Origin of the sequence: Pseudomonas sp. MWU12-2020 (assembly GCF_023100605.1) — a bacterium.
Classification (GTDB): domain Bacteria; phylum Pseudomonadota; class Gammaproteobacteria; order Pseudomonadales; family Pseudomonadaceae; genus Aquipseudomonas; species Aquipseudomonas fluorescens_H.
Map to the genome: position 1 here is coordinate 58,256 of NZ_JALMEX010000012.1, position 24,942 is coordinate 83,197.

Here is a 24,942-nt window from a genome sequence, read left to right on the forward strand (position 1 = left end):
CGAGCAAGCCCGCTCCCACAGGTAGAACGCAATACCCTGTGGGAGCGGGCTTGCTCGCGAAGAGGCCCGATCAGGCGACACAAAACCAGCAGGCATAAAAAAGGCCCCGGAGTTCACACTCCGGGGCCTTTTGGCATGTCAGCGAAGGCTTAAGCCGCTTTCGCTTCCGGCTGGCTCAGGGAGCGGTTCAGCGCACTGAACAGCGCCTTGAAGCTGGCGGTGGTGATGTTTTCATCGATACCCACGCCGTGCACCGCACGCTCACCGTTCACACGCAGTTCGATGTAGGCCGCTGCCTTGGCGTTGGTGCCCGCGCCGATCGCGTGTTCGTTGTAGTCCATGATTTCCACCGGAATCGGCAGACCGGCCACCAGGGCTTCCAGCGCGCCGTTGCCCTTGCCGCGCCAGTGCAGGTTGGTTTCGCCCTGACCCTGGCTCGCCACTTCCACTTCGACGGCACTGTTGCCGTTTTCTTCCTGCAGGCGATGGCTGACCAGCGCGTACGGGGTGTTGGCTTGCAGGTATTCGCTGATCAACAGCGAGTGAATCTGCTTGGCGGTCATTTCCAGGCCGAGGCGATCGGTTTCACGCTGCACGACCTGGCTGAACTCGATCTGCATGCGACGCGGCAGGCTGATGCCGTATTCCTGCTCCAGCAAGTAGGCGATACCGCCCTTGCCTGACTGGCTGTTCACACGAATCACCGCCTCGTAGCTGCGGCCAATGTCGGCCGGGTCGATCGGCAGGTACGGCACTTCCCACAGGGTATCCGGTTTCTGCTGGGCGAAGCCCTTGCGGATCGCGTCCTGGTGCGAGCCGGAGAATGCGGTGTGTACCAGGTCGCCGACGTACGGGTGACGCGGGTGCACCTGGATCTGGTTGCACTCCTCGACGACTTTGCGCACGCCGTCGATGTCGGAGAAGTCCAGTTCAGGGTCGACGCCCTGGGTGTACATGTTCAGGGCCACAGTGACGAGGTCAACGTTACCGGTACGCTCGCCGTTGCCGAACAGGCAGCCTTCGACGCGATCCGCGCCGGCCATCAGGCCCAGCTCGGTGGCGGCGACGCCGGTGCCACGGTCGTTGTGGGTGTGCAGGCTGATGATCACGCTGTCACGACGATTGATGTTGCGGCCGAACCACTCGATCTGGTCGGCGTAGACGTTCGGCGTTGCGCATTCGACGGTGGCCGGCAGGTTGAGGATCATCTTGTGCTCAGGCGTCGGGTTCCAGACCTCGATCACTGCGTCGCAGACTTCCTTGGCAAACTCCAGCTCGGTGGCGCTGAAGGTTTCCGGGGAGTATTCGAAAGTCCACTCGGTGTCCGGCTGCATCGCCGCGTACTTGACGAACAGCTTCGCCGCATTGACCGCGATGGCCTTGATGCCGTCCTTGTCCTGGTTGAAGACAATGCGACGGAAGGAAGGCGAGGTGGCGTTGTACAGGTGAACGATGGCTTTCTTCGCCCCGCGCAGGGATTCGAAAGTGCGCTCGATCAAGTCTTCACGGCCCTGGGTCAGCACCTGAATGGTGGTGTCGTCCGGGATGTGGCCTTCTTCGATCAGGGTACGCACGAAGTCGAAGTCGGTTTGCGAAGCGGCCGGGAACGAGGCTTCGATTTCTTTCACGCCGACTTGCACGAGGGTTTTCCAGAAGCGCAGCTTCTTCACCGCGTCCATCGGCTCGATCAGCGACTGGTTGCCGTCACGCAGGTCGGAGCTGCACCAGATCGGCGCGGCGTCGATGGTTTTCGACGGCCAGGTGCGATCCGGCAGATTGATGACGGGGAACGCGCGGTATTTCGAAGACGGGTCTTTGAGCATGCTCATCGGGAAAATCCTTATTGTCTGGGCCGAAAAGAGGCGGCCTGCCGGTGGAACGAATGTTCGGGGAACAGCTTGGGACGAGGCGCAGCGATTCAGCCCGGCAGTCGTGCGCTGACGAGGCACAAACTACGGTGCTGGCGAAGCTGAATAAGGGTGTGAGAGGTTTTCATGTCTTCAACCCTAACCGCGAGGGGAGAGGATGGCAAGCAGTCGAAAAAAATTGAGAGGAATACTCGAAAAGCGAGGTTTTGCGCGATTTTATTGTGCTTCAGACGAATGATCGTGCTGATGTTTGCGCGGGGTTTGATTGGGGCGCAATTGAAACTGGTGGGGTGTCAGCAGGATTTACGGTGTGGGATGGGCCGCCTTCGCGAGCAAGCCCGCTCCCACAGTTGATCGTGTTCACAACACAAATCCAATGTGGGAGGGGGCTTGCTCCCGAAGGGGCCGGTAGCCTCAATCAAGAATTACGGCTGGAATGCACCAATGAAAATCGCCGGATCCACCCGCGCATCGTTCAGGCTGATGTTCCAGTGCATGTGCGGCCCGGTCGCCCGCCCAGTCGAACCGACCTTGCCCACCACTGCGCCACGGGCCAGTTGATCGCCGACCTTCACGTCGATTTTCGACATGTGGCAGAACATGCTGATAAAGCCCTGGCCGTGATCGACAAACACTGTGTTGCCGTTGAAGAAGTAGTTGCCGGTGAGAATCACTTTGCCCGCCGCCGGGGTCTTGATCGGCGTACCGGCCGGCACCGCAAAGTCGAGGCCGGCGTGTGGGTTGCGCTCTTCGCCATTGAAGAAGCGGCGCACACCGAACTTGCTCGACAGCGGCCCGTTGACCGGTTTGTCCAGCAGCAGGTTGCTCGGGGTGTTCGGGCTGAAGCTGCGATAAGCCTTGATCTGCTCGGCCAGTTCGCCCTCGATGCGCTTGAGGTTGGCCGGGTTCGGATTGACCTGCTGAGTGTTCTTCAGGGTGATGTGCTGTTCCGGGTATTTCTTGTTGCCGACGGTGAACGGCAGATTACGTCCGCCGCTGCTGATCTGCTGACTGCCGGGTTTGACCGTCAGCGGCACACCGACAATCGCCAGCCAGTTGTTCTGTTCTTTCACCACCAGCACCGGTTTGCCCTGATAGGTGGCTTTAGGCGCCTGAGTGGCGCTGCCCAGATCAACCACGGCCACGCCGCCCGGCACCGGTTTGTTCAGCAGGCGGGTGATGTAGCTGTCGGCGTGGGCATTGAAGGTGGTCAGGCACAGCAACAATAACGGAGCGAAAAAACGCGGCATGGATCAGTCCAGTAAAGAGAGGGTGACAGGCGTCAGGTGGTTGTCCTCGACGCGCACTTGCAGTTCGCCTTCGCCGAGTTTGGCCTTCAGGCGCTGCCCGTTGTGGGTCTGCGCGGCGTTGCGGATCGCCTGGCCGCGTTCATCCAGCAGAATGCTGTAACCGCGGCCAAGCGTCGCCAGCGGACTGACCACATGCAGCGTCTGCATCTGGCTGTGCAGTTGCAGGCGACGGCTTTTCAGGCCTTCGCGCATGGCACGCGGCAGACGTTCGGCGAGGCTGTCGAGGCGCTGGCGCAGCATCGCCAGTTGGCGTCCCGGGTGTTGCCCGGCGAGGCGGGTTTCCAGACGGATCAGGCGTTCGCGGCGGGTATTGAGCTGGCGTTCGAACGCCCGGCGCAGGCGCATGTCCAGGTCATCCAGGCGTTGCGCTTGCTGACGCAGGCGTTCGCCGGGGTGACGCAGACGGCGGGCCATGCCTTCGAGGCGCAGGCGATCGCGCATCAAACGGTCGCGCATGCGCATCACCAGACGTCGGTGCAGGCTTTCGACCTGACGGATCAGGTGACTCGAATCCGGGGCCAGCAGCTCCGCCGCAGCGGAGGGCGTTGGGGCGCGCACGTCAGCCACGAAGTCACTGATCGAGACGTCGGTTTCGTGCCCGACCGCGCTGACAATCGGCGTCACACAGGCATCGACCGCGCGGGCCACGGCTTCTTCGTTGAAGCACCAGAGGTCTTCCAGCGAACCACCGCCGCGGGCGAGGATCAGCGCGTCGAAACCACGGGCGTCGGCCAGTTTCAGCGCGCGGACGATTTGCGCTGTGGCTTCGCGCCCCTGCACGGCGGTCGGAATCAGCGTCAGTTGCACCTGCGGCGCCCGGCGGCGGAACACGCTGATGATGTCGCGAATCACCGCGCCGGTCGGCGAACTGATGATGCCGATGCGTTGCGGATGCGCCGGCAGCGGCACTTTGCGTTCGGCGCTGAACAGGCCTTCGGCGCTGAGTTTTTCTTTCAGCGCATCGAAGGCCAGGCGCAGCGCGCCGTCGCCGGCCGGCTCCACGGTGTCGAGAATCAGCTGATAGTCGCCGCGCCCTTCGAACAGCGAGACCTTGCCGCGCACCTTGACGGCCAAGCCGTCCTTCAGCGCCTGACGCACCCGTGCCGCATTATTGCGGAACAGCGCGCAACGCACCTGCGCACCGCTGTCCTTGAGGGTGAAATACACGTGACCGGACGCGGGGCGGGCGAGGTTGGAGATTTCGCCTTCGACCCAGATGTTGCTGAACACGTCTTCGAGCAACACCCGCGCGCGGCCGTTGAGCTGGCTGACGGTCAGGACTTCACGGTCCAGGCCAAGTCTTGCAAAGGGATCTTTAATCATGGGGCGCAGTTTAAAGGCATTCGCCTACCGATCACCATGACCCAACACAAAACCAATTGTGGGAGCGGGCTTGCTCGCGAAAGCGGTGTGGCAGGCAAATCAAGTTTCGACTGACACGCCGCCTTCGCGAGCAAGCCCGCTCCCACAGGGTGGATTTGTGAAGGTCTGGATGAAGTGTTGAATCAGTGGTGTGGGGTTTTGCCGGTAGGCGAGGGCGACGGTGCTTTGGCAATCGGCATCACTCAGCGGTAGAAATCGTACGCCGCTGGGCGCGATGTCCTGCATCGACTCGGGCAGCAGGGCAATTCCGAAACCAGCCTGGATCAGCTGCAACTGCGTGGTCTTGCGCGACATCACCCGCGCGGCTTTGGGGAAAAAGCCCTGACGCATGCACAGGTCAGCGCACAAATAACTGAGTCCGCCGCGCTGCGGATGCGGGATCGAGATGAACGCTTCGTCCTTCAGTTGCGCCAGTTCGACAGCGGATGAATCGGCCAACCGATGATCGCTCGGCACCGCCAACAGCAGGCGCTCGGTGAACAGATGCACAACCTGAATGCCCTCACGCTGACGCAACACCGGCAGGCGCAACATACCAATGTCGAGACGTCCTTCGGCGAGTTCCTCAAGCTGCGCCTCGGAAGACAGTTTGCCGATGTCCAGCGACACGCCGTGTTGCTGATCGAGATAAGTGCTGATCCGGCGTAGTAGATGCCCGCTGATCGACACGGTGCTGGAATGACTCAGACGCACAGTACCCGATTGCCCGTTACCGACTTCGGTGGCCATCGCGCTGGCTTTGCTCAGTTCATTGAGCAGGTTTCTGGCTCGCGGCAAAAACGCCTCACCTGCCGCCGTGAGTCGGGGCTGGCGTGCGGTGCGTTCGAACAACGGGGTTTGCAGGCGCGCTTCCATGTCCTTGATCTGCCGGCTCAGCGCCGACTGCGCGATGAACAAGCGTTCAGCCGCAGCGCTGAAGCTGCCGCATTCGGCGATTTCCACGAAATAGCGCAGTTGACGGGTTGAAAGCACCAGGTATGCCTTTTCGAGATGGGTGGGCGACTTTGATCATATTAGTCGCAAGGCTTGGCGCTGGCTAAAGTCATCACAGGCTTATAAAGGAAGCGGACCGATGAGCGTGGCGGGGTTGTTGAGCGAGTGGACGTGGGGCGCGGGCGGCTGGGCGGTGATCGGGCTGGGGATTGCGCTGGCCTATATCGTCTTCGGGATTGCCGGGTTCGGTACCGCACTGGTGGCGGGGCCGATTCTGATTCTGTTCATGCCGTTGTCGAAAATCGTGCCGCTGCTGGTGCTGCTGGATTTCGTCGCGGCGTTCGGCAATCTGCTGCCTTCGCGCCGGGACGTGGCGAAACCCGAGTTGTTGCGGCTGTTGCCGTGCATGGCGGTGGGATGCACGTTGGGGGTGATTTTCCTGCTTAACCTCAAATCCGATCTGTTGCTGCTGTTGATGGGGCTGTTCATCAGTGCTTACGCGATTTACAGCCTGTGGGTCAAAGCCCGACCGACGCAGCTGTCCGCCGCATGGGCGCTGCCGATGGGCACGGTGGGCGGGCTGTTTGGCGCGCTGTTTGGCAGCGGCGGCTTCTTATATGCGATCTATCTCAACAGCCGTTTGCCGAAAGATGCGGCGCGGGCCACGCAAAGTGCGCTGATCAGTTGCAGCACGGTGGTGCGTTTGAGCCTGTTCGCCATCGCCGGGGTGTATGCCGAGCTACCCTTGTTGATGCTGGCGCTGTGTCTGTTGCCGGCCATGGCGCTGGGGTTGTGGATCGGGCGGCGGTTGACCATGCGTCTGTCGCGCGAGGCGTTCGTGCGGCTGGTGACCTGGCTGGTGCTGGCCAGCGGGATTGCGTTGATCGGGCGCTACATTATTAGTGTGGCGTGAGCACTTGACCGGATTTCGTCAGGGATTAAGCTGCCGGCCTTCAGGGCCCCTTCGCGAGCAAGCCCGCTCCCACAGGGAATTGCATTTCAATGTGGGAGCGGGCTTGCTCGCGAAGGCGTCAGAAGCCATACCGCAGGACTTTCCATGAATTCGCAAAGCATCATCGTCCCGAAAATCTCCACCCTGCCGGTCCACGAACCCCGGGCCCGGGCGATCTTGCGCTGGCTGGTGCGCAAGAACATCATCGAAGAACAGCTGACTACCTGCGGCCGCACCGGCAACCGCATGGCCCATGCGATTGCCGACGGCGCGCGTGCGGTGGTACTGCATCCCGAGGCACTGCCTTTCGGTGAACCGATCAATGGCCTGGAGATCATCGTCAAGCGCTGCATCTACACCCCGGCCAAGGGTTTTCTCGAAGAAGCCGGGTGCGCCGAATGCCGCCGCGAAGTCGGCGAAGCGCTGTTCGAGAGTCTGGAAGACTGGATGCCCGGGCGCACCGATAACTTCACCTGCCCGGAATGCGGGCATGAAGACGATATCAATGGCTTTCTGTTCTTGCAGGAATGTGCGTTTTCCAACCTGGGTTTCATCTTCAACAACTGGCTGGAAGCCGGTTTCAAGCAGAGCTTTATCGATGAGTTCGCCGATTGGCTGGATCAACCTGTCTCTTGGGTCAAGGTGGAGCTGTAGCGGCCGCGGTTCCCGTACATCAGTAACATCGATAATAGACAGAGTTTTACGTTGAACAGCAGGGGGTGTCTGACTATAATGGCGCGCTTCCATTTTCCCGCTCGGGAGCCCCCGCGATGCTGCGTATCAGCCAAGAAGCTCTGACATTCGACGACATTCTCCTAGTGCCTGGTTATTCCGAGGTGCTTCCTAACGAAGTCAGTCTCAAGACCCGCCTTACCCGTGGCATCGAGCTGAATATTCCTCTGGTTTCTGCCGCCATGGACACCGTCACTGAAGCCCGTCTGGCAATCGCCATGGCTCAGGAAGGTGGTATCGGTATCATCCACAAGAACATGACCATCGAGCAGCAAGCTGCCGAAGTGCGTAAGGTCAAGAAGTTCGAAGCCGGCGTCGTCAAGGATCCGATCACCATCGAGGCTGATGCCACGGTACGTGACCTGTTCGAACTGACCCGCATGCACAACATCTCCGGCGTTCCGGTGCTGCACGATGGCGACCTGGTCGGCATCGTCACTTCCCGTGACGTACGCTTCGAAACTCGTCTGGAAGCCACCGTACGTGAAGTGATGACGCCTAAAGAGCGTCTGGTCACCGTCCGTGAAGGCGCCAACAAGAACGAAGTCCGCGAGCTGCTGCACAAGCACCGTCTGGAAAAAGTTCTGATCGTCGATGACAAGTTTGCCCTCAAAGGCATGATGACCGTCAAAGACATCGAAAAAGCCAAAGCCTACCCGCTGGCCAGCAAGGACGATCAAGGTCGTCTGCGCGTTGGCGCAGCTGTCGGCACCGGTAAAGACACCGGTGACCGCGTTGCTGCGCTGGTCAACGCCGGTGTGGACGTGGTGGTGGTCGACACCGCACACGGTCACTCCAAAGGCGTGATCGACCGCGTTCGCTGGGTCAAAGAGAATTTCCCTGAAGTGCAGGTGATCGGCGGCAACATCGCCACCGGCGCTGCCGCCAAGGCTCTGGCCGAAGCTGGCGCCGACGCAGTCAAGGTCGGTATCGGCCCTGGCTCGATCTGCACCACCCGTATCGTCGCTGGTGTCGGCGTGCCGCAAATCAGTGCCATCGCCAACGTCGCCGCTGCCCTTGAAGGCACTGGCGTGCCGTTGATCGCCGACGGCGGCATCCGGTTCTCCGGTGACCTGTCCAAGGCCATCGTGGCCGGTGCGTCCTGCGTGATGATGGGCTCGATGTTCGCCGGTACTGAAGAAGCACCGGGCGAGATCGAACTGTTCCAGGGCCGTTCGTACAAGGCGTATCGCGGCATGGGTTCGCTGGGCGCCATGTCCCAGGCTCAAGGTTCCTCCGACCGTTACTTCCAGGACTCCTCGGCAGGCGCCGAGAAACTGGTTCCGGAAGGGATCGAAGGCCGTGTGCCGTACAAAGGCACCCTGACCGCGATCATCCACCAGTTGATGGGCGGTCTGCGTTCCTCGATGGGTTACACCGGCAGCGCCGACATCGAAGAAATGCGTACCAAGCCTGAGTTCGTGCGGATCACCGGTGCCGGTATGGCCGAATCCCACGTTCACGACGTGCAGATCACCAAGGAAGCGCCAAACTACCGCGTAGGTTGATGCTTCAAGCAAATCGTTAAGCAACCGGGGCTGTTTTATTCAGCCCCGAGTTGTTTCTGAATCACGACTGTTTCTGAATTACTTAGACGAGACTGAATCATGGCCCTCGACATTCACGCTCACCGCATCCTGATCCTCGACTTCGGTTCGCAATACACCCAACTGATTGCCCGCCGCGTGCGCGAGATCGGTGTGTACTGCGAGCTGCACCCGTTCGACATGGACGAAGAGGCGATCCGCGAATTCGCGCCTAAAGGCGTCATTCTTGCCGGCGGCCCCGAGTCCGTACACGAAGCCAACAGCCCGCGCTGCCCGCAAGCGGTGTTTGACCTGGGCGTGCCGGTTTTCGGTATCTGCTACGGCATGCAGACCATGGCCGAGCAACTGGGCGGCAAGGTTGAAGGTTCCGAGCTGCGTGAGTTCGGTTACGCCCGCGTTGACGTGGTCGGCAAGAGCCGCCTGCTCGACGGCATCGAAGACCACATCGACGCCGACGGCCTGTTCGGTCTCGACGTGTGGATGAGCCACGGTGACAAGGTCACCAAGATGCCGGAAGACTTCCACATCCTCGCCAGCACCCCAAGCTGCCCGATCGCCGGCATGTTCAACGACGAACGCGCTTACTACGGCGTGCAGTTCCACCCGGAAGTGACCCACACCAAGCAGGGCGGTCGCATCCTGTCGCGCTTCGTGCTGGACATCTGCGGCTGTGAAGCCCTGTGGACTCCGTCGAAGATCGCTGAAGACGCCATCGCCAACATCCGCGCACAAGTCGGCACCGACAACGTGCTGCTGGGTCTGTCCGGCGGCGTTGACTCCTCGGTGGTTGCGGCACTGCTGCACAAGGCCATCGGCGACCAGCTGACCTGCGTCTTCGTCGACAACGGTCTGCTGCGTCTGCACGAAGGCGAGCAAGTGATGGCCATGTTCGCCGAGAACATGGGCGTCAAGGTGATCCGCGCCAATGCTGAAGAGCAGTTCCTCAACAACCTGGCCGGCGAAGCTGACCCGGAGAAGAAGCGCAAGATCATCGGCCGTACCTTCATCGACGTGTTCGATGCCGAATCCTGCAAGCTGGACAACATCAAGTACCTGGCGCAGGGCACCATCTACCCGGACGTGATCGAGTCGGCTGGCGCGAAAAGCGGCAAGGCGCACGTGATCAAGTCGCACCACAACGTGGGCGGCCTGCCGGAAGAGATGAACCTGAAACTGGTCGAGCCACTGCGCGAACTGTTCAAGGACGAAGTCCGTCGTCTGGGTCTGGAACTGGGCCTGCCGTACGACATGGTCTACCGTCACCCGTTCCCGGGCCCGGGCCTGGGCGTACGCATCCTCGGCGAAGTGAAGAAGGAATACGCCGACCTGCTGCGTCGTGCCGACCACATCTTCATCGAAGAACTGCGCAAAGCCGACTGGTACCACAAGGTCAGCCAGGCCTTCGTGGTGTTCCAGCCAGTGAAATCGGTTGGCGTGGTCGGCGATGGCCGCCGTTACGCGTGGGTCGTGGCCCTGCGTGCCGTAGAAACCATCGACTTCATGACCGCACGTTGGGCTCACCTGCCTTACGAACTGCTGGAAACCGTTTCCGGCCGCATCATCAATGAAATCGAAGGTATTTCGCGCGTCACCTACGACGTGTCGAGCAAGCCGCCGGCGACGATTGAGTGGGAATAATGCCCTCGGCCTCAGGGCGGATCGGTTGAAACAAAAAACGCCTGGTGCTTATGCATCAGGCGTTTTTTTTGGGGTTCTATTAGTGCTTCGGAACGAACGGCCACTCAGTGAGACTTGCTGGCATTTTTGGTGGGAGCACTGGAGCAAGGGGCGTAGTTCTCAATCGATCGCTAAGGCTGGCGTACGTATCAGAGAAACTGTGATCGAATCAAATCTGTATCGAACGGTGTTATCCCTTGCTCAGGCGCAAACACTGCATTTGCTTGCTCCGGCGAAGCAACTCGTTCCCCGCGTGCTCGTACATGCAAGTCGAACAGCGTTGCCAAATCCGGCCGTGGCGTATGAACCAAGGCCCGCAGCATCAACGATACCCCACTGAGATTGTTCCCGACGTTGTTCCACCGCGGCGACGAAGTGAGTCCCAGATCGGCCCAAATCGTGCGTCGTTCCTGTAAATCCATCACGAAGGGCAGACAGATAATTGTGTCGGATGCGATATCGACACGGTCGAACACGGTTCGCGGCTCGAATACTTCACCCGATGCCGTATCGGTGCGGGCCATCCAGCCAGCGAAACATTCTGGAAGATCGCAGTACGGTTGTGTGGTGTATGAGTTGATGGACGTGACGACGTAGCGAATACCTCTGTCGACGAGGGCATCTACATCGAGGTCGATGAACTCCGAAGCGCCGTCGGGCGCGTCGGTGATGTCGCCGCTGTGGCAACCGCCGAAATCCTTCAGGTTGTAGTACGCGACCGTTTGCTTGAATACGAAGTCGGCGTCGAAAAAAGCGGCGGACAAGTCAATATCCGTGCGCCCGGTGCCATTCTTCCACCACAAGAACAGGCGAATGAAGCGTGCATCAGGCATAGGCAACCGACTGCCTCGCACCAGCGTACGTAGCGATTTCGACGATGCACGCTGCGCCAGCGGCACCTTGTATTCGCGTAATGCGGGATCGATGAAACAACGACCGAGTGGCGGCAGCGATGCAAAACGCGTTACAAGCGCGTTTTCGCAGATTCGGGCTGCGCGAGCCAACACTTCGGCGGTGAGAGGTTCGCGGTGATCCTTGATGCCATAGACCTTGGCGAATGCGCCTTTTGGGGTGAAGGCGCGCAGGGACAGGGGGCGTGGAGCGCGTACCTGGGCGAGCAATTGCAGCAGGACAGGTGAGGACACTTGTGTTGCAACAGCCTCGAATGCGTCGAGAACCGCCTCGGGGTTCGTCGCGCGCCGCAGGCTCACGTCCAGCCGTCGTGCGAATTCACCGGGACGGCTCTGTAGTAAGGGCGTGAGCGTGGCGATGTCGCGCTGGGCCAGCAGTGTTTCGACACGTGAACCAAAGGTGGCTGGCGCTTCGTCGCGGCGCGCTGCCGTGATCGCGTCGAGTGCTCGTGGGTACTTATCGGCGTAGTCGCCCGGATGCAGCACTTCAGCCAGACGCTTCCAGCGCTCGGCGTGGCGCATCACATCTTCTGTAGCATTGGGTATTGAGTCGAGCAGGCGTAATAACAGACGGCGCATCGAGCGCTTCATCGCTTTGAAACGTGTCGTAGCTGTCGCAAGTGACACGTCACCTCCACTCAGGGCGACCGCGAGTCGCAGCACATCCGTCGCCGTTTCGACGTTGCGCTCCAGGAATGCGTCCACCCGTGCGTCACCGGCTACATGCAGGATAAGTGCGCCGCCAACCTGTGCACGTATCTCCCGGAAAGGGATGGCCTCGGGCAGCAGACGGAAAACATCACTTTTGTACTCCCTGACGAACCAGACAACATCAGCCGTTTCCTCTTCGGAAAGTGAAGTGCGTGATGAAACCAGCGGCTCGAGCAGTGACTCGAACTCATGGACGCTTCCCGGTTCAATAACCCAGTGTATGAAGTTGCCTTCAAGCAGTGGAGGTCGAGATTCTTCAGTCGGTGGTAAGCGCCTAAGCGTGAGGTAATGTATGACCGCGTTAAGATACAACTCCGCCTCTGTGGCCCTCAGAACCTGTTCTGGAAAGTCAGGATAGAACGGCCGGTGATGCACATGCGCGCCACTCCTCCGCCGAAGGATTTCAACAATGCCATGCAACCAGTGCTTGAGCTCTGTCGGTGACAACATGCCGATCTGCTCTATCAGCGTTTCTGATAGTACACACCGGAACGCCGCGACCTCCCGGATAGCCGACGCGACCTGAGCGCGGGTTGCACCGCCAGTACCCATCGGTACGTGAACTTTGCTACGGCGACGCAGGAATAGCTCCTGATTCATGCTTGATTTTCTCCTTGGGTCGTCGTCGTGAGCGAGCCGCAGCATCATGCCTGCAACTGATATGAAAACGCCTGCTAGAAGCAGGCGCGGTGTGGAGAGCGGAACCCCTAGTTCATAGGGGGTTAGAAGGAAGGTGTTCCATAGCCACGGAGGCATTCTACGTAAGGTTTTCGCTTTTTGTCAGGTCGTTGCTTCTCTCAACGGTAACAAGCTGATTCACGATATGAACGGGGGATGAACGACAAGTCGCTTGTCTATCATCCAGGCGGATATTGGCGTTATTGGCCAACTGTGGCTTCAAGGGCGGTGACTTTCCAAGCCGGCATTGACCGGCACCCACTAGCAACAAACACCTTGAAGCCCGCGTAATTGCAGGCTTTCTGGTTTTTGGCTTTGGCGTTTTTGGCAATCATGGCCATCCGGCAATAGCACACTTGCCCTATAGCTAAGTCGATCTTCGCTCCCTAAGCTGGAAGCGTCTTCTATTGACGGAAGTACAGCCACTGTCTTGACGGATAACAAAGTCATGCGTGTTGATCAACAACATCGCGTCGAGCTCCGTTGCTCGTCATCTCCATAATTCCTGAAATACATGCAGGTAAGCGTATGTCGCCAACACATGGAAAAGCGTTTAGAAACGGAATTGCGCTGTGTCTGATGACGGGACTTTTAATCGGCTGCGCAAACTCAAACGATTTAATGGGATCGTTGAATCCCAATGGTGTAGGTGCAAAGAAATATGACGAAGCTTATCTAAAGACCACCATCATTCGTGGCAAGACCACCAAGAGCCAGATATCCCAGTTATTTGGCCCTCCCATGCAGGAGGCGGCAGACTCGGACACTATAACTAACTGGACTTATGTGAAGAGCGAGGAAGGGGTCGAGAAGTATATGAATCTCGCCCACAGATTCGTATCGCCCGAGACAAGCGGCCAAATTGCACAGGTTTCGTCCCATGTCTCCAATGCGCAGGGAACATTGAATGAGGTGGGCAGCGTGACCAGTGGCAAAACCACGCGCCAAGGCATTGTTTTGACCATCTATTTTGAAAACGATGTTGTCCAGAACTACAGCGTTGCACGTTGATTGATTCTGCACGGTTCAACGACTGGTAACTGCGACGAGTCGAGCCAACCGAATTGATCCAGTGCGAGCTGTAAAGGCTTGATCGCTGCAACCGAAAAGCCGTGTGAAATCCGTTTCACACGGCTTTTTGCGTTTTTGCGTTACAGCGGTTTTGACCAGCCGCCCAGTTGCATGCCCATGTCATCCAGTGCCTGCAGCAGCGCTTTCATGCTCGGGTAGCGTTTACCGCTCACCGAAGGCCAGCCGGGGCGTTCGATGTAGAAGCGCGTGCCGTCGGTCTCGATGCTGGTCCGTACCAGCTCTCGCGTGCGACTGCGATGCACGATGAAGGTCCGGTTGGGTTGCTGCTTCAGGGAGTACATGCCGTAGCGCGGCAACAGGGATTCGAATTCCGTCATGGTGTGCGCGGTCCAGGGCGTTTCCATCTGCAGGCGCAGGTCGCCCCTGACCAGTGCCGAGCGATCATGCTCGGTACCGCCCAACGGCAGGATTTTCCCCGGGTCGACTTCGATGCCCCGCGCAGCCCCTTCGGGGACATCCTCGACGCGAATGCCGACGGCCTCCTCCAGTTCGCTGACGCCGGCCACGCCTTCGAAACTGTTGGAGTGGGAATTGCCCATCAGCGCCACCCATTTGTGTGCGCCCCGTGCAGCCTGGTCGGCGCGGATCACCAGGCGGGCAAAGTAATTCATCATTTTCTGCCGCGCCGCCTCATCGCCGGACGGAATGTCCATGCCATTGAGGCGATAACTTGCCATGCAGTCGATGGCTTGCACGTGGATTCCCTGTTTTCTGGCTTCCCTGACCAGTTCCAGAAACGTGTAGCGCTGCAGCGGATCGGTCATGTTGCCGACGTCGAGCGCCTTGAGATACGCCTCGAGTTTTTTCGGCATGTTGCCGGTCTGGAAGAACTCGTCCAGTGCGGCTTGATGGAAGTCCGTCAGCAAATGCTCCATGTACAGGCTCTTCACCTGTTTGCTGGCCAGCAACGACATGTTCTCGATCAGCCATTGCTTGCTGCCAACGGCGGTGTGGCTTTCGCCGATCACTAGGCCCCGGGCATGTTCGAGGATTTTCTCGATGATCTCCTCGGCGGTCGCGTCGGCTGCCAGGGTGGGGACGGGAGGGCGTTCGGGCAGGCGCAAGGTGCTGAAAAAATCCCGGGCGTCGCGGTACAGGCGTTTACGGATGCCCTTGAAGTCGCGGTAGGCATCGAACTCGTTCAGGCTGTCGTAGAAATCACGCAATGCTTCGTCATTCAGGCCGTCCGCGCCTTCCTCCAACTCCGTCTTAAGCGGCGCCGGCATGTCGTATTGCGAGGCGGGCAGGGCGAGCACCGGTCTGCGGCTGCTCGGTCCGGCCGTCACCGCAGGCTTGCCACCGCCACTGAGGCCGGCGCGGGGTATGGTTTCCCATTCGCCCTGAGGGTTCAGGCGTACCGGGATCGAGCGAGTAAAGCCGTGGGGATGCTCGGGATCAATCACAGCCCAGTGTCCGCTGCCGTTGATGTCGGTTTCGTAGCGTACGTAATAGGCGGTGTCGTCGATCGAGATCGCGGTCGCAGGATTCGAATCGAGCAGATAAATGCCCTGGAATTTTCCTGGCTCGTTCACCGGAGTAATCCCGTCCAGCAACTCATTGGCCTGCCAGTTCGACGGGATGACTGGTCGCGGAGTGTCTTCAAGCAGCGTTGTGGCGCTCGCTTGAGGCCAACCCATCGGCTTCAGGCCTTTTTCGATCAGCGCCTGTTTCAACTCGTCCAGTGTGTCCACGGTCAGCGATTCAGGGGGCGGGGCCAGCGGTGTATCGAGGTTGAGCCTGCCGGCGGGGGTGATTCTGATCGCGCTGTCAGCCATGTGGCGTTCGGCATTGCGGTAGACCACCAGCAGGCTGCTGCGGTAGCGCTGAAACGTGAACATTCCCGGTTCCGGCAACAGTGCGCGCAGATTTTGCGGCGTGCGGTATGCCCACGGCGTTTCCATTTGCACCCGCCAGTCGCCCTTGATCAGATTTTGAATGCTGTCGGGATCGCTCAGGCCTCCGGCAATTTCCTCGACCGGGGAGTCGGGGTAATCGGCATATTCCACCGCCAGACCAGGGTCGCTACCGATGGCTTCGGCTTGTCCCGGCGTTACATCGTCGATGCGTACACTCAAGGCCTCGGTCTGCTCGCTGATGCCTTGATAGCCGCGAAAGGCGCTCATGTTTTCCTGATTGACCAATGCCACCCATTTGCCCGGGCCATTGAGTTCCTGATGAAAGCGAATGACTTCGCCGGCAAAGAAGCTGCGCGCCATCTGGTTGTTGGGGAAGGGCTGCAGCGAATCTTTGTTGATGTTGTAAGTGGTCGACAGGTCGATCGCCTGAAGTCGGATGCGCTGGGCGTTGGCGGCCTTGACCAGCGCCATCAGGTTGAATTTGCCGTCCGGGTCGTTGCCGGCCCGGAAGTCGATTCTGTTCAGGTAGTCTCGCAGTTCCTCGGACATTTCCCCGGTGCGGGCGAACGCATCCAGATCCAGTTGATTGACGTTGGCCAGCAACTCTTGCAGGTACAGGGTCTTCACACCGCTGCGGGCGAGATGCGGCATGTGTTCGATCAGCAGTTTCTTGCTGCCGATGCTGCCGCGGCTTTCACCGATCACCAGCCCGGGTTTCTCCGCCAGCGCGACGTCGAACAATTCGCTCGGGGAGGCGACGGGCTCCGGCGGCAGTACATGCAGGCGTGGAGCCGGCGGGTGCAGTTCATACCAGGCGTTGGCATCGCTGATCAGCGTCGCACGTGCTTGTTCCTGCGCCAGGTCGAACTCGCTTAACGAGATCACCTCATGCGCATGCGGCATGAGTGCATTGCCTGCTTCGGTTTCGGGCCTGATCACGCTGTGCATGTCGATGCCGCCCAGGGTCCAGGCGCGGCGGAACTGGGCTTGCAGATCCGGACCGCCGAGCGCCCAGGCGCGCATGTCGGGATCATCGAGTCCGGGAACATGGATGCCCGGTGTTTGCGCCCATGGTTCGACGGCGGGACCGCTCGCTTCACTGCCACCGGCGATCATGGGGATATCGAGACCGCCGCGAAGCCCCAACCTCGGCGCCACCTCCCAGGCACCGTCAGCGTTCAGCCGGACGGGGATCGAGCCGGAAAAGGCGTCGGGCCGGGCGGGATCAATGATTGCCCAGTTGCCACGTCCATTCAGATTTTCTTCAAAACGCACGTAGTAGGCGCTGTCACCAAGGCTGATTGCGGATGAGGGATTGGATGCCAGTCGATGGATACCACGAAATTTGCCCGGCTCGCTGATCAGCGTGTCCTCGCCCAAGACCCGGTTGATCTTGAACGATTGCGGGATGTCCGTGGCAGGTGTCTGCGCTACGGGAAGATCAGTCGGGATCGGGGGCGCCTGCACCGCCGGTGGTGCAGGTTCAGGTTGATTGCTCTCGATCAGGTCGGCCATTTCCGCCGCTTCGGCGGCATCCACCTCGGGGCCGACTTCGACCAGCGATCCCGGACCCTTGAGGACCAGCAGGTTGAACAGCATGTCGATGCCGCTGAGGACTGCACCGAGGATTCCGGCCTTGCGCTCGGTGGCGGTTTTGCCATTGACCGCCTGATCAATATTCAAGCCCATGCTGGCAATGCTGGCGCCAATCACCGGCAATGCGATTGGCCAGCCGACCACGGCCATCGGCCCGAACACCTTGACCCCGGCGCTGAGGTAGCCGATCCACAGTTTCTTGCGCTGGTCGCCATTGGAGGTCAGGGACAGGCTGGCCTCGGCAAACATCGCCGCGCGGGTCGAGTCGCTCAGCCAGGTGAAGGCGTCGCCGCTGACCGCGAGGTTGTCCTGATTGATCAGCGAGTGGTCGTAGCGGCTCCACGTTGCTACCAGGCGATTCATCAGCTCGCCAAGGTTGGCGTTGATCTGCTGCCGGTCGGCCAGCGAGAAATGCGCAAGGAATGTTTCGCGGGCAGAGCGTTTGTTCATCCGCTGCAGGATCCAGAAGTGCAGGTCGGTGGCGGTTTCCAGTACCTGAAAGGCGTCGCTGTCACCGGGCAGATAGAGGATCTGCCGACCCTGGGGCGCGACGAAACGCAGAACGTTGATCGCGGCATAACCGGCCAGATCCAGCCTGCGCACGCTGTTCGGACAACGCTGTTGTGCCTGCAGCATGGCCAGGTTCACCGGCCAGGTCAGCGGGCCGATCACCGCTCGCGTAACGAACAGAAAATCCGCGTCGCTCAGCTGACGTTGGTCCCGCGCCTGCAGCGCTTTGATCAGGAAATTGCACTTGGCCAGGGTACGAAAGTCGCTGCCGCTGGTGTTCCAGAAAGCGTTCAGTTGTTCGTCGTACAGCGCGCTGAAGTCGATGCTCCAGAAGTCCTTGAGCACGTCGTTGCCGTGCAGGCGCACTTCATTGCGCTCATCGAAGGTGCGGGCCTCGGGGCCGGCAGTGTAGAAGCCGCCATAGACGTCGAGCAGGTCGGCGTTGTCCTGATCAGCGACGCGGAAGCGGTGAATCACCAATTGGGTCAGGGTCATGCTTGAAGTGGGCGTGGCGTGCACATGCTCCCAGCCGGTGAAGGCTTTCGAACTGCTTTGCGAGGCGTCGAAGCGGTGGAAATACACTTGATCCGGGTCGAGGCCGTGAACCTGGTATTTGCTCAGCAAGTCGTTGGCGACCTGTCGAGCGGCATCCTGCAGGCTCGGGCAGGTCTGGATGACGGTGGCGGCAATCGCCTTGAGCGCGGCCTTGTCGGCGGCGTTGGGCATCGGGCTTGGCATGTGGTTGAACTCTCTATCCATGAGAAACGGGTGGCACAGGATGGCCCGGCTGTTTGAGGCATGTGCACTACATAGTTATGTCACTTGAGCGCTCGAAATCGTGTACGCGCGAGGCGCAACTGCGTCCATCCGCCGCGCTGCCCTTACTGTTTCGCAATTGCAGGTGTATCGTATTTGCCTTTTGCGGGCCCGGCGCCCGAAGCAGATACGTGAGGTAGTTGAGTTCATGTCCTTTACCCGTCGCCAAATCCTCGGTGGCCTGGCCGGTCTTGTTGTCGTTGGTGTCGGAGCAGGAGGCGCGTCGCGCTACTGGCTGGGCAAGATGGCCGATGCTGATGCGGGCCACGACTACGAGCTGATTGCGGCGCCACTGGACGTTGAATTGGTGCCAGGGCACAAGACCGAGGCGTGGGCGTTCGGCCCGTCGGCGCCGGGCACTGAACTGCGCGTGCGTCAGGGCGAGTGGCTGCGGGTGCGTTTCATCAACCACCTGCCGGTGGCGACCACCATTCACTGGCACGGCATTCGTCTGCCGCTGGAGATGGACGGTGTGCCGTACGTCTCGCAACTGCCGGTGCTGCCCGGTGAATATTTCGATTACAAATTCCGCGTGCCGGACGCCGGCAGCTACTGGTATCACCCGCACGTCAGCAGCAGCGAAGAGCTGGGGCGCGGGCTGGTCGGGCCGTTGATTGTCGAAGAGCGCGAGCCGACCGGTTTCAAGTACGAAAAGACCCTGAGTCTGAAGAACTGGCACATCGACGATGAGGGGCATTTCGTCGAGTTCAGTGTTCCGCGCGAAGCGGCGCGTGGCGGTACGGCGGGGCGGCTGTCGACCATCAACGGCGTGCCCTCGCCGGTGATCGAATTGCCGGCCGGGCAGATCACCCGGGTGCGTTTGCTCAACCTCGATAACACGCTGACCTATCGCATCAACATCCCCGGCGTCGAAGCGCAGATTTATGCGCTGGACGGCAACCCGATCGAGCCGCGGCCGCTGGGCAAGGAATACTGGCTCGGCCCGGGCATGCGTATTTGCCTGGCGATCAAGGCGCCGCCGGCCGGTGAAGAGTTGTCGCTGCGCAATGGCCCGGTGCGTCTGGGGACTTTGCGCTCGGTGGCCAATAACGATGCGCCGACCGAGTGGCCGAAAGCCTTGCCCGCCAACCCGGTGGCCGAGCCGGATCTGGCGAATGCCGAGAAACTCAACTTCAATTTCGAATGGGTCGGTTCGGTGTCGGTGAATGTCGACAACGGCAAGCCGCCGAGCCTGTGGCAGATCAACGGCAAGGCCTGGGACATCACTGACAAGACCTGCGCTGATCGGCCGATTGCCAGCCTGAAACTGGGCCAGAGCTACATCTTCGAACTGAAGAACATGACCCAGTATCAGCACCCGATCCACTTGCACGGCATGAGCTTCAAGGTGATTGCGTCGAACCGGCACAAGATCACCCCGTACTTCACCGACACCTACCTGCTGGGCAAGAACGAGCGTGCGCAAGTGGCGCTGGTGGCGGATAACCCGGGGGTGTGGATGTTCCATTGCCATGTGATCGACCACATGGAAACCGGCCTGATGGCCGCCATCGAGGTGAAGTGATGCGCCAGATTCGCCCCGCCGCGATCATCGACCGCAGCCGTGACCGCGATTTCATGCGTGAAGCACTGGCCCTCGCCGCGCAAGGCGCAGCCCTGGGCGAAGTGCCGGTGGGCGCGGTGCTGGTGCAGGACGGCGAAATCATCGGGCGTGGCTACAACTGCCCGATCACCACCAGCGACCCGAGTGCCCATGCGGAAATGGTCGCGATCCGCGCCGCTGCGCAAGCTGTCAGCAACTATCGCCTGCCCGGCAGCACGCTGTACGTGACGCTGGAACCGTGCAGCATGTGCGCCGGGCTGATCGTGCATTCGCGCATTGCGCGGGTGGTGTATGGCGCATTGGAGCCGAAGGCCGGGATTGTGCAGAGTCAGGGACAGTTTTTTACCCAGGGCTTTTTGAATCACCGGGTGTTGTATGAGGGAGGGGTACTGGCCGAAGAATGTGGAGCAGTGCTGACCGAATTCTTCCGCGCCCGGCGCGCAAAGCCATCTGAATAAACACCACCTCCAATGTGGGAGCGGGCTTGCTCGCGAAAGCGGTGTGTCAGGCGATTAAATGTTGCCTGACACACCGCTTTCGCGAGCAAGCCCGCTCCCACAGGGGGGATCTCCTGTGCAGGGGAGATCGGGTTATTTCTTCGCGACAATCACCGCCCGCATCGGCGCCGGCAGCCCTTCGATGGTCTTGCTGTGATCTTCCGGATCAAGGAAGTCACTCAGCGACTGATACTTCATCCATTCGGTGCCTCGTTGTTCATCGACCGTCGTCATGCTGACGTCGACACAACGAATATCGGTGAAGCCAGCTCGGCGCAGCCACAATTCCAGCGCCGGCACCGATGGCAGGAACCACACGTTGCGCATCTGCGCGTAACGGTCTTCCGGCACCAGCACCTGATGCTTGTCGCCTTCGACCACCAGGGTTTCCAGCACCAGTTCGCCGCCCTTGACCAGGCAATCCTTGAGCGCCAGCAAATGCTCGATCGGCGAACGACGGTGGTAGAACACGCCCATCGAGAACACCGTATCGAAGCCTTCCAGGTTTGGCGGCAGGTCTTCGAACGGGAACGGCAGGTGCCAGGCGTTCGGCTCGGACAGATAACGCTGCACGGCCTGGAACTGGTAGAAGAACAGCCAGTTCGGATCGACGCCGATCACGCTGTCGGCACCGGCGCCGAGCATGCGCCACATGTAGTAACCGTTGCCGCAACCTACATCGAGGATGCGTTTGCCCTTCAGATCCAGATGCGGAGCGACCCGCGACCACTTCCAGTCCGAGCGCCATTCGGTGTCGACGTGCACGCCGAACAGGTCGAACGGCCCCTTGCGCCACGGCGACAGGCCCATCAGCGCGGTGCGCATTTGTGCACGGGTTTCATCGTCGCAATCGGTGTCGAGTTTCAGGCCGTTGAGCAGATCGACTTCGCTCGGCTGGATCTTCGGCAACGCGTCCAGCGCACTCTGCCAGCGCTCCAGATCGCCGTGGCCTTTCTCCATTTTCTTGTCGAGTTGCCCTTGCAGGGTGTTGGCCCAGTCGGCCAGCGGCGTGCCGGCCAGACGGCGGGCGAGGGGGGACAGATCAATCATGGCAAGGCAATCAACGAGGCAAAGTTAAGACACTGGAACCACGGCACGACTTTCGAGAACCCGGCGGCCAGCAGGCGTTCGCGGTGTTCTTCGAGGCTGTCGGGCTTCATGACGTTTTCGATGGCGCTGCGCTTCTGGGCAATTTCCAGTTCGCTGTAGCCGTTGGCGCGTTTGAATGCGACGTGCAGATCGGTGAGCAGCGCGTGCTCTTGCGCATCGTTGAAGCGCAGCTTCTCCGACAGAATCAGCGCGCCGCCGGGCAGCAGCGATTGGCGGATACGCGTGAGCAACGCGGTGCGCTGTTCCGGGGCGATGAATTGCAGGGTGAAGTTCAGCGCCACCACCGAGGCCGGTTTGAACTCAAGCGCGAGAATGTCGCCTTCGATCACTTCGACCGGCAGCAACTCCTGGAACATCGAATCCTGACCGTTGAGGTATTCGCGGCAGCGTTCGACCATCGCCGCCGAGTTATCCACCGCGATCACCCGGCAACCGTCGGTGCGCACGTGACGGCGCAGGGCCTGAGTCACCGCGCCGAGCGATGAGCCGAGATCGTAAAGGACACTGTTTGGTTGGGCGAACTGCGCGGCGAGCACGCCGAGGTTTTCGACGATGGTCGGGTAACCCGGCACCGAGCGCTTGATCATGTCCGGGAACACCCGCACCACGTCCTCGTTGAAGGCGAAGTCAGGCACCTGGGCCATCGGCTGGGCGAAAATGCGATCGGGTTCTTTGCTCACGGCGGTTCCGGCGGTGTCGGTGGAAAAGGCCGGCATTTTAGCCAAAGTGGCGTCGGGATGCTTGGGTTGTCCGACGTGGCGAGGGGATTTATCCCCGATGGGCTGCGAAGCAGCCCCAAGATTTGTGCCCGCGGTCTGTCTGACATACCTGATTGGCCGGTTTCAGGGCCGCTGCGCAGCCCATCGGGGATAAATCCCCTCACTACAAAATTAGCGGTGTTTCACGGAAAACGCCGAAGCGGCAATCCCCCACTGGCCCAGCCAGTAGCTGAGGATGATGACGTATGGGGCCGCGTGGAATGGCGATACGAAGCGATCAATGCCGATCACGCTGTCGGAGAACACGAACGCCACCGCGCCCGCCGCCGCCAGCAGCGCCGAACGCTTGGGCACGTCGGTGCCGAGGCGGGCGAGGGCGCGCCAGAGCATGGCGCTGATCGCGGTGCCGTAGACGACCACCGGCACCAGCAATGGCCCAAGACCGCTGGAGATCAGCATCCCCAGCAGCACCGCGCCCACGCCGAGCGCGAGCACCAGCGGCAAGAGTGCCAGACGTTTGCAATCGCTGAGGTAAGCCTTGAGATAGGCCAGGTGCGCAACCAGAAACGCACCCAGGCCAAACACGAACAAATCCCCCGGCCACGCCAGCAACACGTCACCGAGTAACGAGAAAATCAGCCCCAGACTGATCCAGCGCCGATAGTCGCTGGGTGGTGCATCGTGCAGCCAGCCGAGCAGCGCCAGCACCGGCAACGGTTTGACCAACAGGCACAACAGCGCCGCATGGGTGCTCACGCCGTAGAGAAACGTCACCGCGCCCATCAGCGCCAGAATCAGCCAGCCCACGGTCAGTTCACCGAGATGGCGCAGTCGAAGGTTTCCACTGGTGTTACTTCGGGCTCCCAAGGTTGCTGCGAGGTCAGGCGCAGGCGGCCGGTGCCGGTGGCAAAGGCCTGGAAACGCCAAGTGGAAAAACCGCCCGCGCCGACCATGCCGGAATCTTTCGGGCTGCTGTAAACCTCGGGGCTGAGGGCATGGAGCACACCGCCCGCCGAATCCTGAATCGCCCAGCGATAACCCGTGGTCGGATTGCTTGGCAGCATCACGATCAGGTTTTGTCCGTTGGTCAGCCGCACGGGGCATTCGCTCTGTTTTTCCACGGTCACGTTGTGTTTCGGCTGCGTGGCGCAGGCGGCCAGCAGGGAAAGGGCGAGGGGGACAAACAGGCGAGTGGGGGACATAAGGTCAGCGGCTCCGACGTTGGCGACGAACGGCGAGCATAACTGAAGATGAGACAAAGTGTGTCTCAAGGTTGCCGCTGATGATGATGGGAAACGGCTCAACCCGTGGTTGGCGGGCAAGCCGTTCGAACGCGGCAAGGGTTAATCCCAAGCGAGGTAAATGTCAAAGTCGGCTTTGATGTACAAGTCCGCGCCAGTAGGGGTTTTGGCGGTTATGGATAAGTCTTTGGCGACGTAGTGCCGATCATCAGTGACTTCAAGTACGAGGGTAGCTTTGACAATGTCCAGGCTCCAGCGCATGTATTGATCAAACACCCAGCGCATTTCATCGAATCGCAGCAAGGTGATCGGACTTCCCGGGCTCGGATATTGATAGGTGCCAGAGGTGACGCCCTGTTTTAAATGAATTTCAAATTTGCGTCTGTCGCTGGTGGTGTCGTTCAGTGATGAGAGGGTACCGCTCTGGCTGGAGAAGTTGATGTCCGGTATCAGAAAGAGGGTGTCATACGTCAGGCTGGAAGAATGGTAGGGCGCTCGCGCAATGGATGTGCCGCTAGCGTCGGAGAAAAACCGTGCGTTGAACTCTCCCGTGATGTTTTGCAGCGTTGCCGCGGCCGCATTGACGTTCACCGGGGCGTTCTGTGTCGAGCGCAGTTGTTTTGCGGCGCTGTTGGCAGAGTGCAATACAACATTGAAGGTGGACTCGATTTTTAGATGCTCGCCATCAATCAGCACCTCAAAAGTGAGGGTTCCGGAATAGCGGCGTCCATCTTCGGTGATTTTCAGTTCAAGCTCGGCATGGGTGGGCTTATAAGTCATCAAGTTGAAGCTGGTGCCACTTCGTTGCATTTCACTGTAGGAAATGAGTTGGATGACCTCGTCTTTCGGATAGGTATGGTTGCCGGAAACGATGTCCGATTTGAGGGTCATCCGGATCCCACGATAATCACTGGTGATCGATTGATGGAGTGGCCGTGTACCGGAAGTGCTTTCAAAGTCGAGGAAACCGGCAACGTTGGCCAGTGCGTTTTGAATGGATTGAGAGCGGTAGGGATACCGCGCTTCGCCCGAAACGGTATCGCTAGTGAACGTGGCGCTGAATTCGCCGGTAAGGTTCTGCTGGATGCTTGCGCTAATTGCGCTCGGATTTTCCATCATGTGCTCGCGGGTCAAAAGCCAATTGAGCACGAAGTATCGGTAGGCGGGAGGCTGGAAGGTACTGTCAGAGTTGACAGTTCTTTAGACTGTTATGGACTGCCGGTTTTGTTCCTGGAAGCA

18 protein-coding genes are annotated in these 24,942 nt (G+C 60.0%); 7 read left to right on the forward strand and 11 right to left on the reverse strand.

Features of this window, described 5'->3' with window-relative positions; genetic code table 11:
- Positions 1 to 149: 149 nt before the first annotated feature.
- From leuA to M0814_RS23300, 4 genes are all read right to left on the reverse strand, one after another.
- Entirely contained in the window at positions 150 to 1,829 is a 1,680-nt protein-coding gene (gene leuA / locus M0814_RS23285) for a 2-isopropylmalate synthase (RefSeq protein WP_003227879.1), read from the reverse strand.
- 464 nt (positions 1,830 to 2,293) lie between these two features.
- Positions 2,294 to 3,118 (reverse strand): peptidoglycan DD-metalloendopeptidase family protein, encoded by an 825-nt coding sequence (locus M0814_RS23290; protein ID WP_003227874.1) that lies wholly within the window; start codon positions 3,116 to 3,118, stop codon positions 2,294 to 2,296.
- Positions 3,119 to 3,121: 3 nt separating this feature from the next.
- Positions 3,122 to 4,501, reverse strand: coding sequence for an exodeoxyribonuclease VII large subunit (gene xseA / locus M0814_RS23295; protein ID WP_103484068.1), 1,380 nt, complete (start codon positions 4,499 to 4,501; stop codon positions 3,122 to 3,124).
- Between the two features lie 99 nt (positions 4,502 to 4,600).
- Positions 4,601 to 5,533: a LysR family transcriptional regulator gene (locus M0814_RS23300; protein WP_103484069.1), complete on the reverse strand. Its 933-nt coding sequence runs from the start codon at positions 5,531 to 5,533 to the stop codon at positions 4,601 to 4,603.
- Between the two features lie 100 nt (positions 5,534 to 5,633).
- Here M0814_RS23300 and M0814_RS23305 point away from each other — a divergent pair, with 100 nt between their 5' ends.
- The 4 genes from M0814_RS23305 (at position 5,634) to guaA (ending at position 10,363) form a co-directional block, all read left to right on the forward strand.
- The gene (locus tag M0814_RS23305) at positions 5,634 to 6,407 is read left to right on the forward strand and encodes a sulfite exporter TauE/SafE family protein (RefSeq protein WP_103484070.1); all 774 of its coding nucleotides are present in this window, start codon (positions 5,634 to 5,636) and stop codon (positions 6,405 to 6,407) included.
- Between the two features lie 144 nt (positions 6,408 to 6,551).
- Positions 6,552 to 7,100 (forward strand): hypothetical protein, encoded by a 549-nt coding sequence (locus M0814_RS23310; RefSeq protein WP_003227868.1) that lies wholly within the window; start codon positions 6,552 to 6,554, stop codon positions 7,098 to 7,100.
- A 116-nt stretch (positions 7,101 to 7,216) separates the two neighbouring features.
- Positions 7,217 to 8,686, forward strand: coding sequence for an IMP dehydrogenase (guaB, locus tag M0814_RS23315; RefSeq protein ID WP_003227866.1), 1,470 nt, complete (start codon positions 7,217 to 7,219; stop codon positions 8,684 to 8,686).
- Between the two features lie 99 nt (positions 8,687 to 8,785).
- Complete coding sequence (guaA, locus tag M0814_RS23320; RefSeq protein ID WP_003227864.1) at positions 8,786 to 10,363, forward strand: glutamine-hydrolyzing GMP synthase; 1,578 nt, start codon at positions 8,786 to 8,788, stop codon at positions 10,361 to 10,363.
- Positions 10,364 to 10,551: 188 nt separating this feature from the next.
- Here guaA and M0814_RS23325 read toward each other — a convergent pair whose 3' ends face one another.
- A complete protein-coding gene (locus M0814_RS23325; RefSeq protein ID WP_103484071.1) occupies positions 10,552 to 12,624 on the reverse strand; it encodes a TerD family protein in 2,073 nt (690 codons plus the stop codon).
- A gap of 561 nt (positions 12,625 to 13,185) precedes the next feature.
- Here M0814_RS23325 and M0814_RS23330 point away from each other — a divergent pair.
- Positions 13,186 to 13,713, forward strand: coding sequence for a hypothetical protein (locus M0814_RS23330; protein WP_242486637.1), 528 nt, complete (start codon positions 13,186 to 13,188; stop codon positions 13,711 to 13,713).
- Between the two features lie 140 nt (positions 13,714 to 13,853).
- Here M0814_RS23330 and M0814_RS23335 read toward each other — a convergent pair whose 3' ends face one another.
- Positions 13,854 to 18,494 (reverse strand): membrane-targeted effector domain-containing toxin, encoded by a 4,641-nt coding sequence (locus M0814_RS23335; RefSeq protein ID WP_103484073.1) that lies wholly within the window; start codon positions 18,492 to 18,494, stop codon positions 13,854 to 13,856.
- Positions 18,495 to 18,720: 226 nt separating this feature from the next.
- Here M0814_RS23335 and M0814_RS23340 point away from each other — a divergent pair, with 226 nt between their 5' ends.
- Together M0814_RS23340 and tadA are read left to right on the forward strand one after the other, a co-directional pair.
- Positions 18,721 to 20,097, forward strand: coding sequence for a multicopper oxidase family protein (locus M0814_RS23340; RefSeq protein ID WP_103484074.1), 1,377 nt, complete (start codon positions 18,721 to 18,723; stop codon positions 20,095 to 20,097).
- A complete protein-coding gene (gene tadA, locus M0814_RS23345) occupies positions 20,097 to 20,594 on the forward strand; it encodes a tRNA adenosine(34) deaminase TadA (protein WP_103484075.1) in 498 nt (165 codons plus the stop codon). The genes M0814_RS23340 and tadA overlap by 1 nt, the downstream gene beginning before the upstream one ends.
- A gap of 132 nt (positions 20,595 to 20,726) precedes the next feature.
- On the opposite strand, the gene cmoB is transcribed toward tadA, so the two are convergent.
- The 5 genes from cmoB to M0814_RS23370 form a co-directional block, all read right to left on the reverse strand.
- On the reverse strand, positions 20,727 to 21,683 hold the full coding sequence (gene cmoB, locus M0814_RS23350; protein ID WP_103484076.1) for a tRNA 5-methoxyuridine(34)/uridine 5-oxyacetic acid(34) synthase CmoB: 957 nt from the start codon (positions 21,681 to 21,683) through the stop codon (positions 20,727 to 20,729).
- A complete protein-coding gene (gene cmoA, locus M0814_RS23355; protein WP_177434766.1) occupies positions 21,680 to 22,459 on the reverse strand; it encodes a carboxy-S-adenosyl-L-methionine synthase CmoA in 780 nt (259 codons plus the stop codon). The genes cmoB and cmoA overlap by 4 nt, the downstream gene beginning before the upstream one ends.
- 174 nt (positions 22,460 to 22,633) lie before the next feature.
- Complete coding sequence (locus tag M0814_RS23360; protein WP_177434764.1) at positions 22,634 to 23,269, reverse strand: lysoplasmalogenase; 636 nt, start codon at positions 23,267 to 23,269, stop codon at positions 22,634 to 22,636.
- A gap of 2 nt (positions 23,270 to 23,271) precedes the next feature.
- The gene (locus M0814_RS23365) at positions 23,272 to 23,664 is read right to left on the reverse strand and encodes a protease inhibitor I42 family protein (RefSeq protein ID WP_003227841.1); all 393 of its coding nucleotides are present in this window, start codon (positions 23,662 to 23,664) and stop codon (positions 23,272 to 23,274) included.
- Between the two features lie 141 nt (positions 23,665 to 23,805).
- Positions 23,806 to 24,852 (reverse strand): hypothetical protein, encoded by a 1,047-nt coding sequence (locus M0814_RS23370; protein WP_146774719.1) that lies wholly within the window; start codon positions 24,850 to 24,852, stop codon positions 23,806 to 23,808.
- Between the last annotated feature and the right edge of the window lie 90 nt (positions 24,853 to 24,942).

Bases quoted from the DNA above. Each gene is read 5' to 3' on its own strand.
- M0814_RS23365 (WP_003227841.1), bottom strand. From the start codon at position 23,664: ATGTCCCCCACTCGCCTGTTTGTCCCCCTCGCCCTTTCCCTGCTGGCC.
- cmoA (WP_177434766.1), bottom strand. From the start codon at position 22,459: ATGCCGGCCTTTTCCACCGACACCGCCGGAACCGCCGTGAGCAAAGAA.
- M0814_RS23335 (WP_103484073.1), bottom strand. From the start codon at position 18,494: ATGCCAAGCCCGATGCCCAACGCCGCCGACAAGGCCGCGCTCAAGGCG.
- M0814_RS23325 (WP_103484071.1), bottom strand. From the start codon at position 12,624: ATGAATCAGGAGCTATTCCTGCGTCGCCGTAGCAAAGTTCACGTACCG.
- M0814_RS23305 (WP_103484070.1), top strand. From the start codon at position 5,634: ATGAGCGTGGCGGGGTTGTTGAGCGAGTGGACGTGGGGCGCGGGCGGC.
- xseA (WP_103484068.1), bottom strand. From the start codon at position 4,501: ATGATTAAAGATCCCTTTGCAAGACTTGGCCTGGACCGTGAAGTCCTG.
- tadA (WP_103484075.1), top strand. From the start codon at position 20,097: ATGCGCCAGATTCGCCCCGCCGCGATCATCGACCGCAGCCGTGACCGC.
- guaA (WP_003227864.1), top strand. From the start codon at position 8,786: ATGGCCCTCGACATTCACGCTCACCGCATCCTGATCCTCGACTTCGGT.
- M0814_RS23310 (WP_003227868.1), top strand. From the start codon at position 6,552: ATGAATTCGCAAAGCATCATCGTCCCGAAAATCTCCACCCTGCCGGTC.
- guaB (WP_003227866.1), top strand. From the start codon at position 7,217: ATGCTGCGTATCAGCCAAGAAGCTCTGACATTCGACGACATTCTCCTA.
- leuA (WP_003227879.1), bottom strand. From the start codon at position 1,829: ATGAGCATGCTCAAAGACCCGTCTTCGAAATACCGCGCGTTCCCCGTC.
- M0814_RS23340 (WP_103484074.1), top strand. From the start codon at position 18,721: ATGTCCTTTACCCGTCGCCAAATCCTCGGTGGCCTGGCCGGTCTTGTT.
- M0814_RS23290 (WP_003227874.1), bottom strand. From the start codon at position 3,118: ATGCCGCGTTTTTTCGCTCCGTTATTGTTGCTGTGCCTGACCACCTTC.
- cmoB (WP_103484076.1), bottom strand. From the start codon at position 21,683: ATGATTGATCTGTCCCCCCTCGCCCGCCGTCTGGCCGGCACGCCGCTG.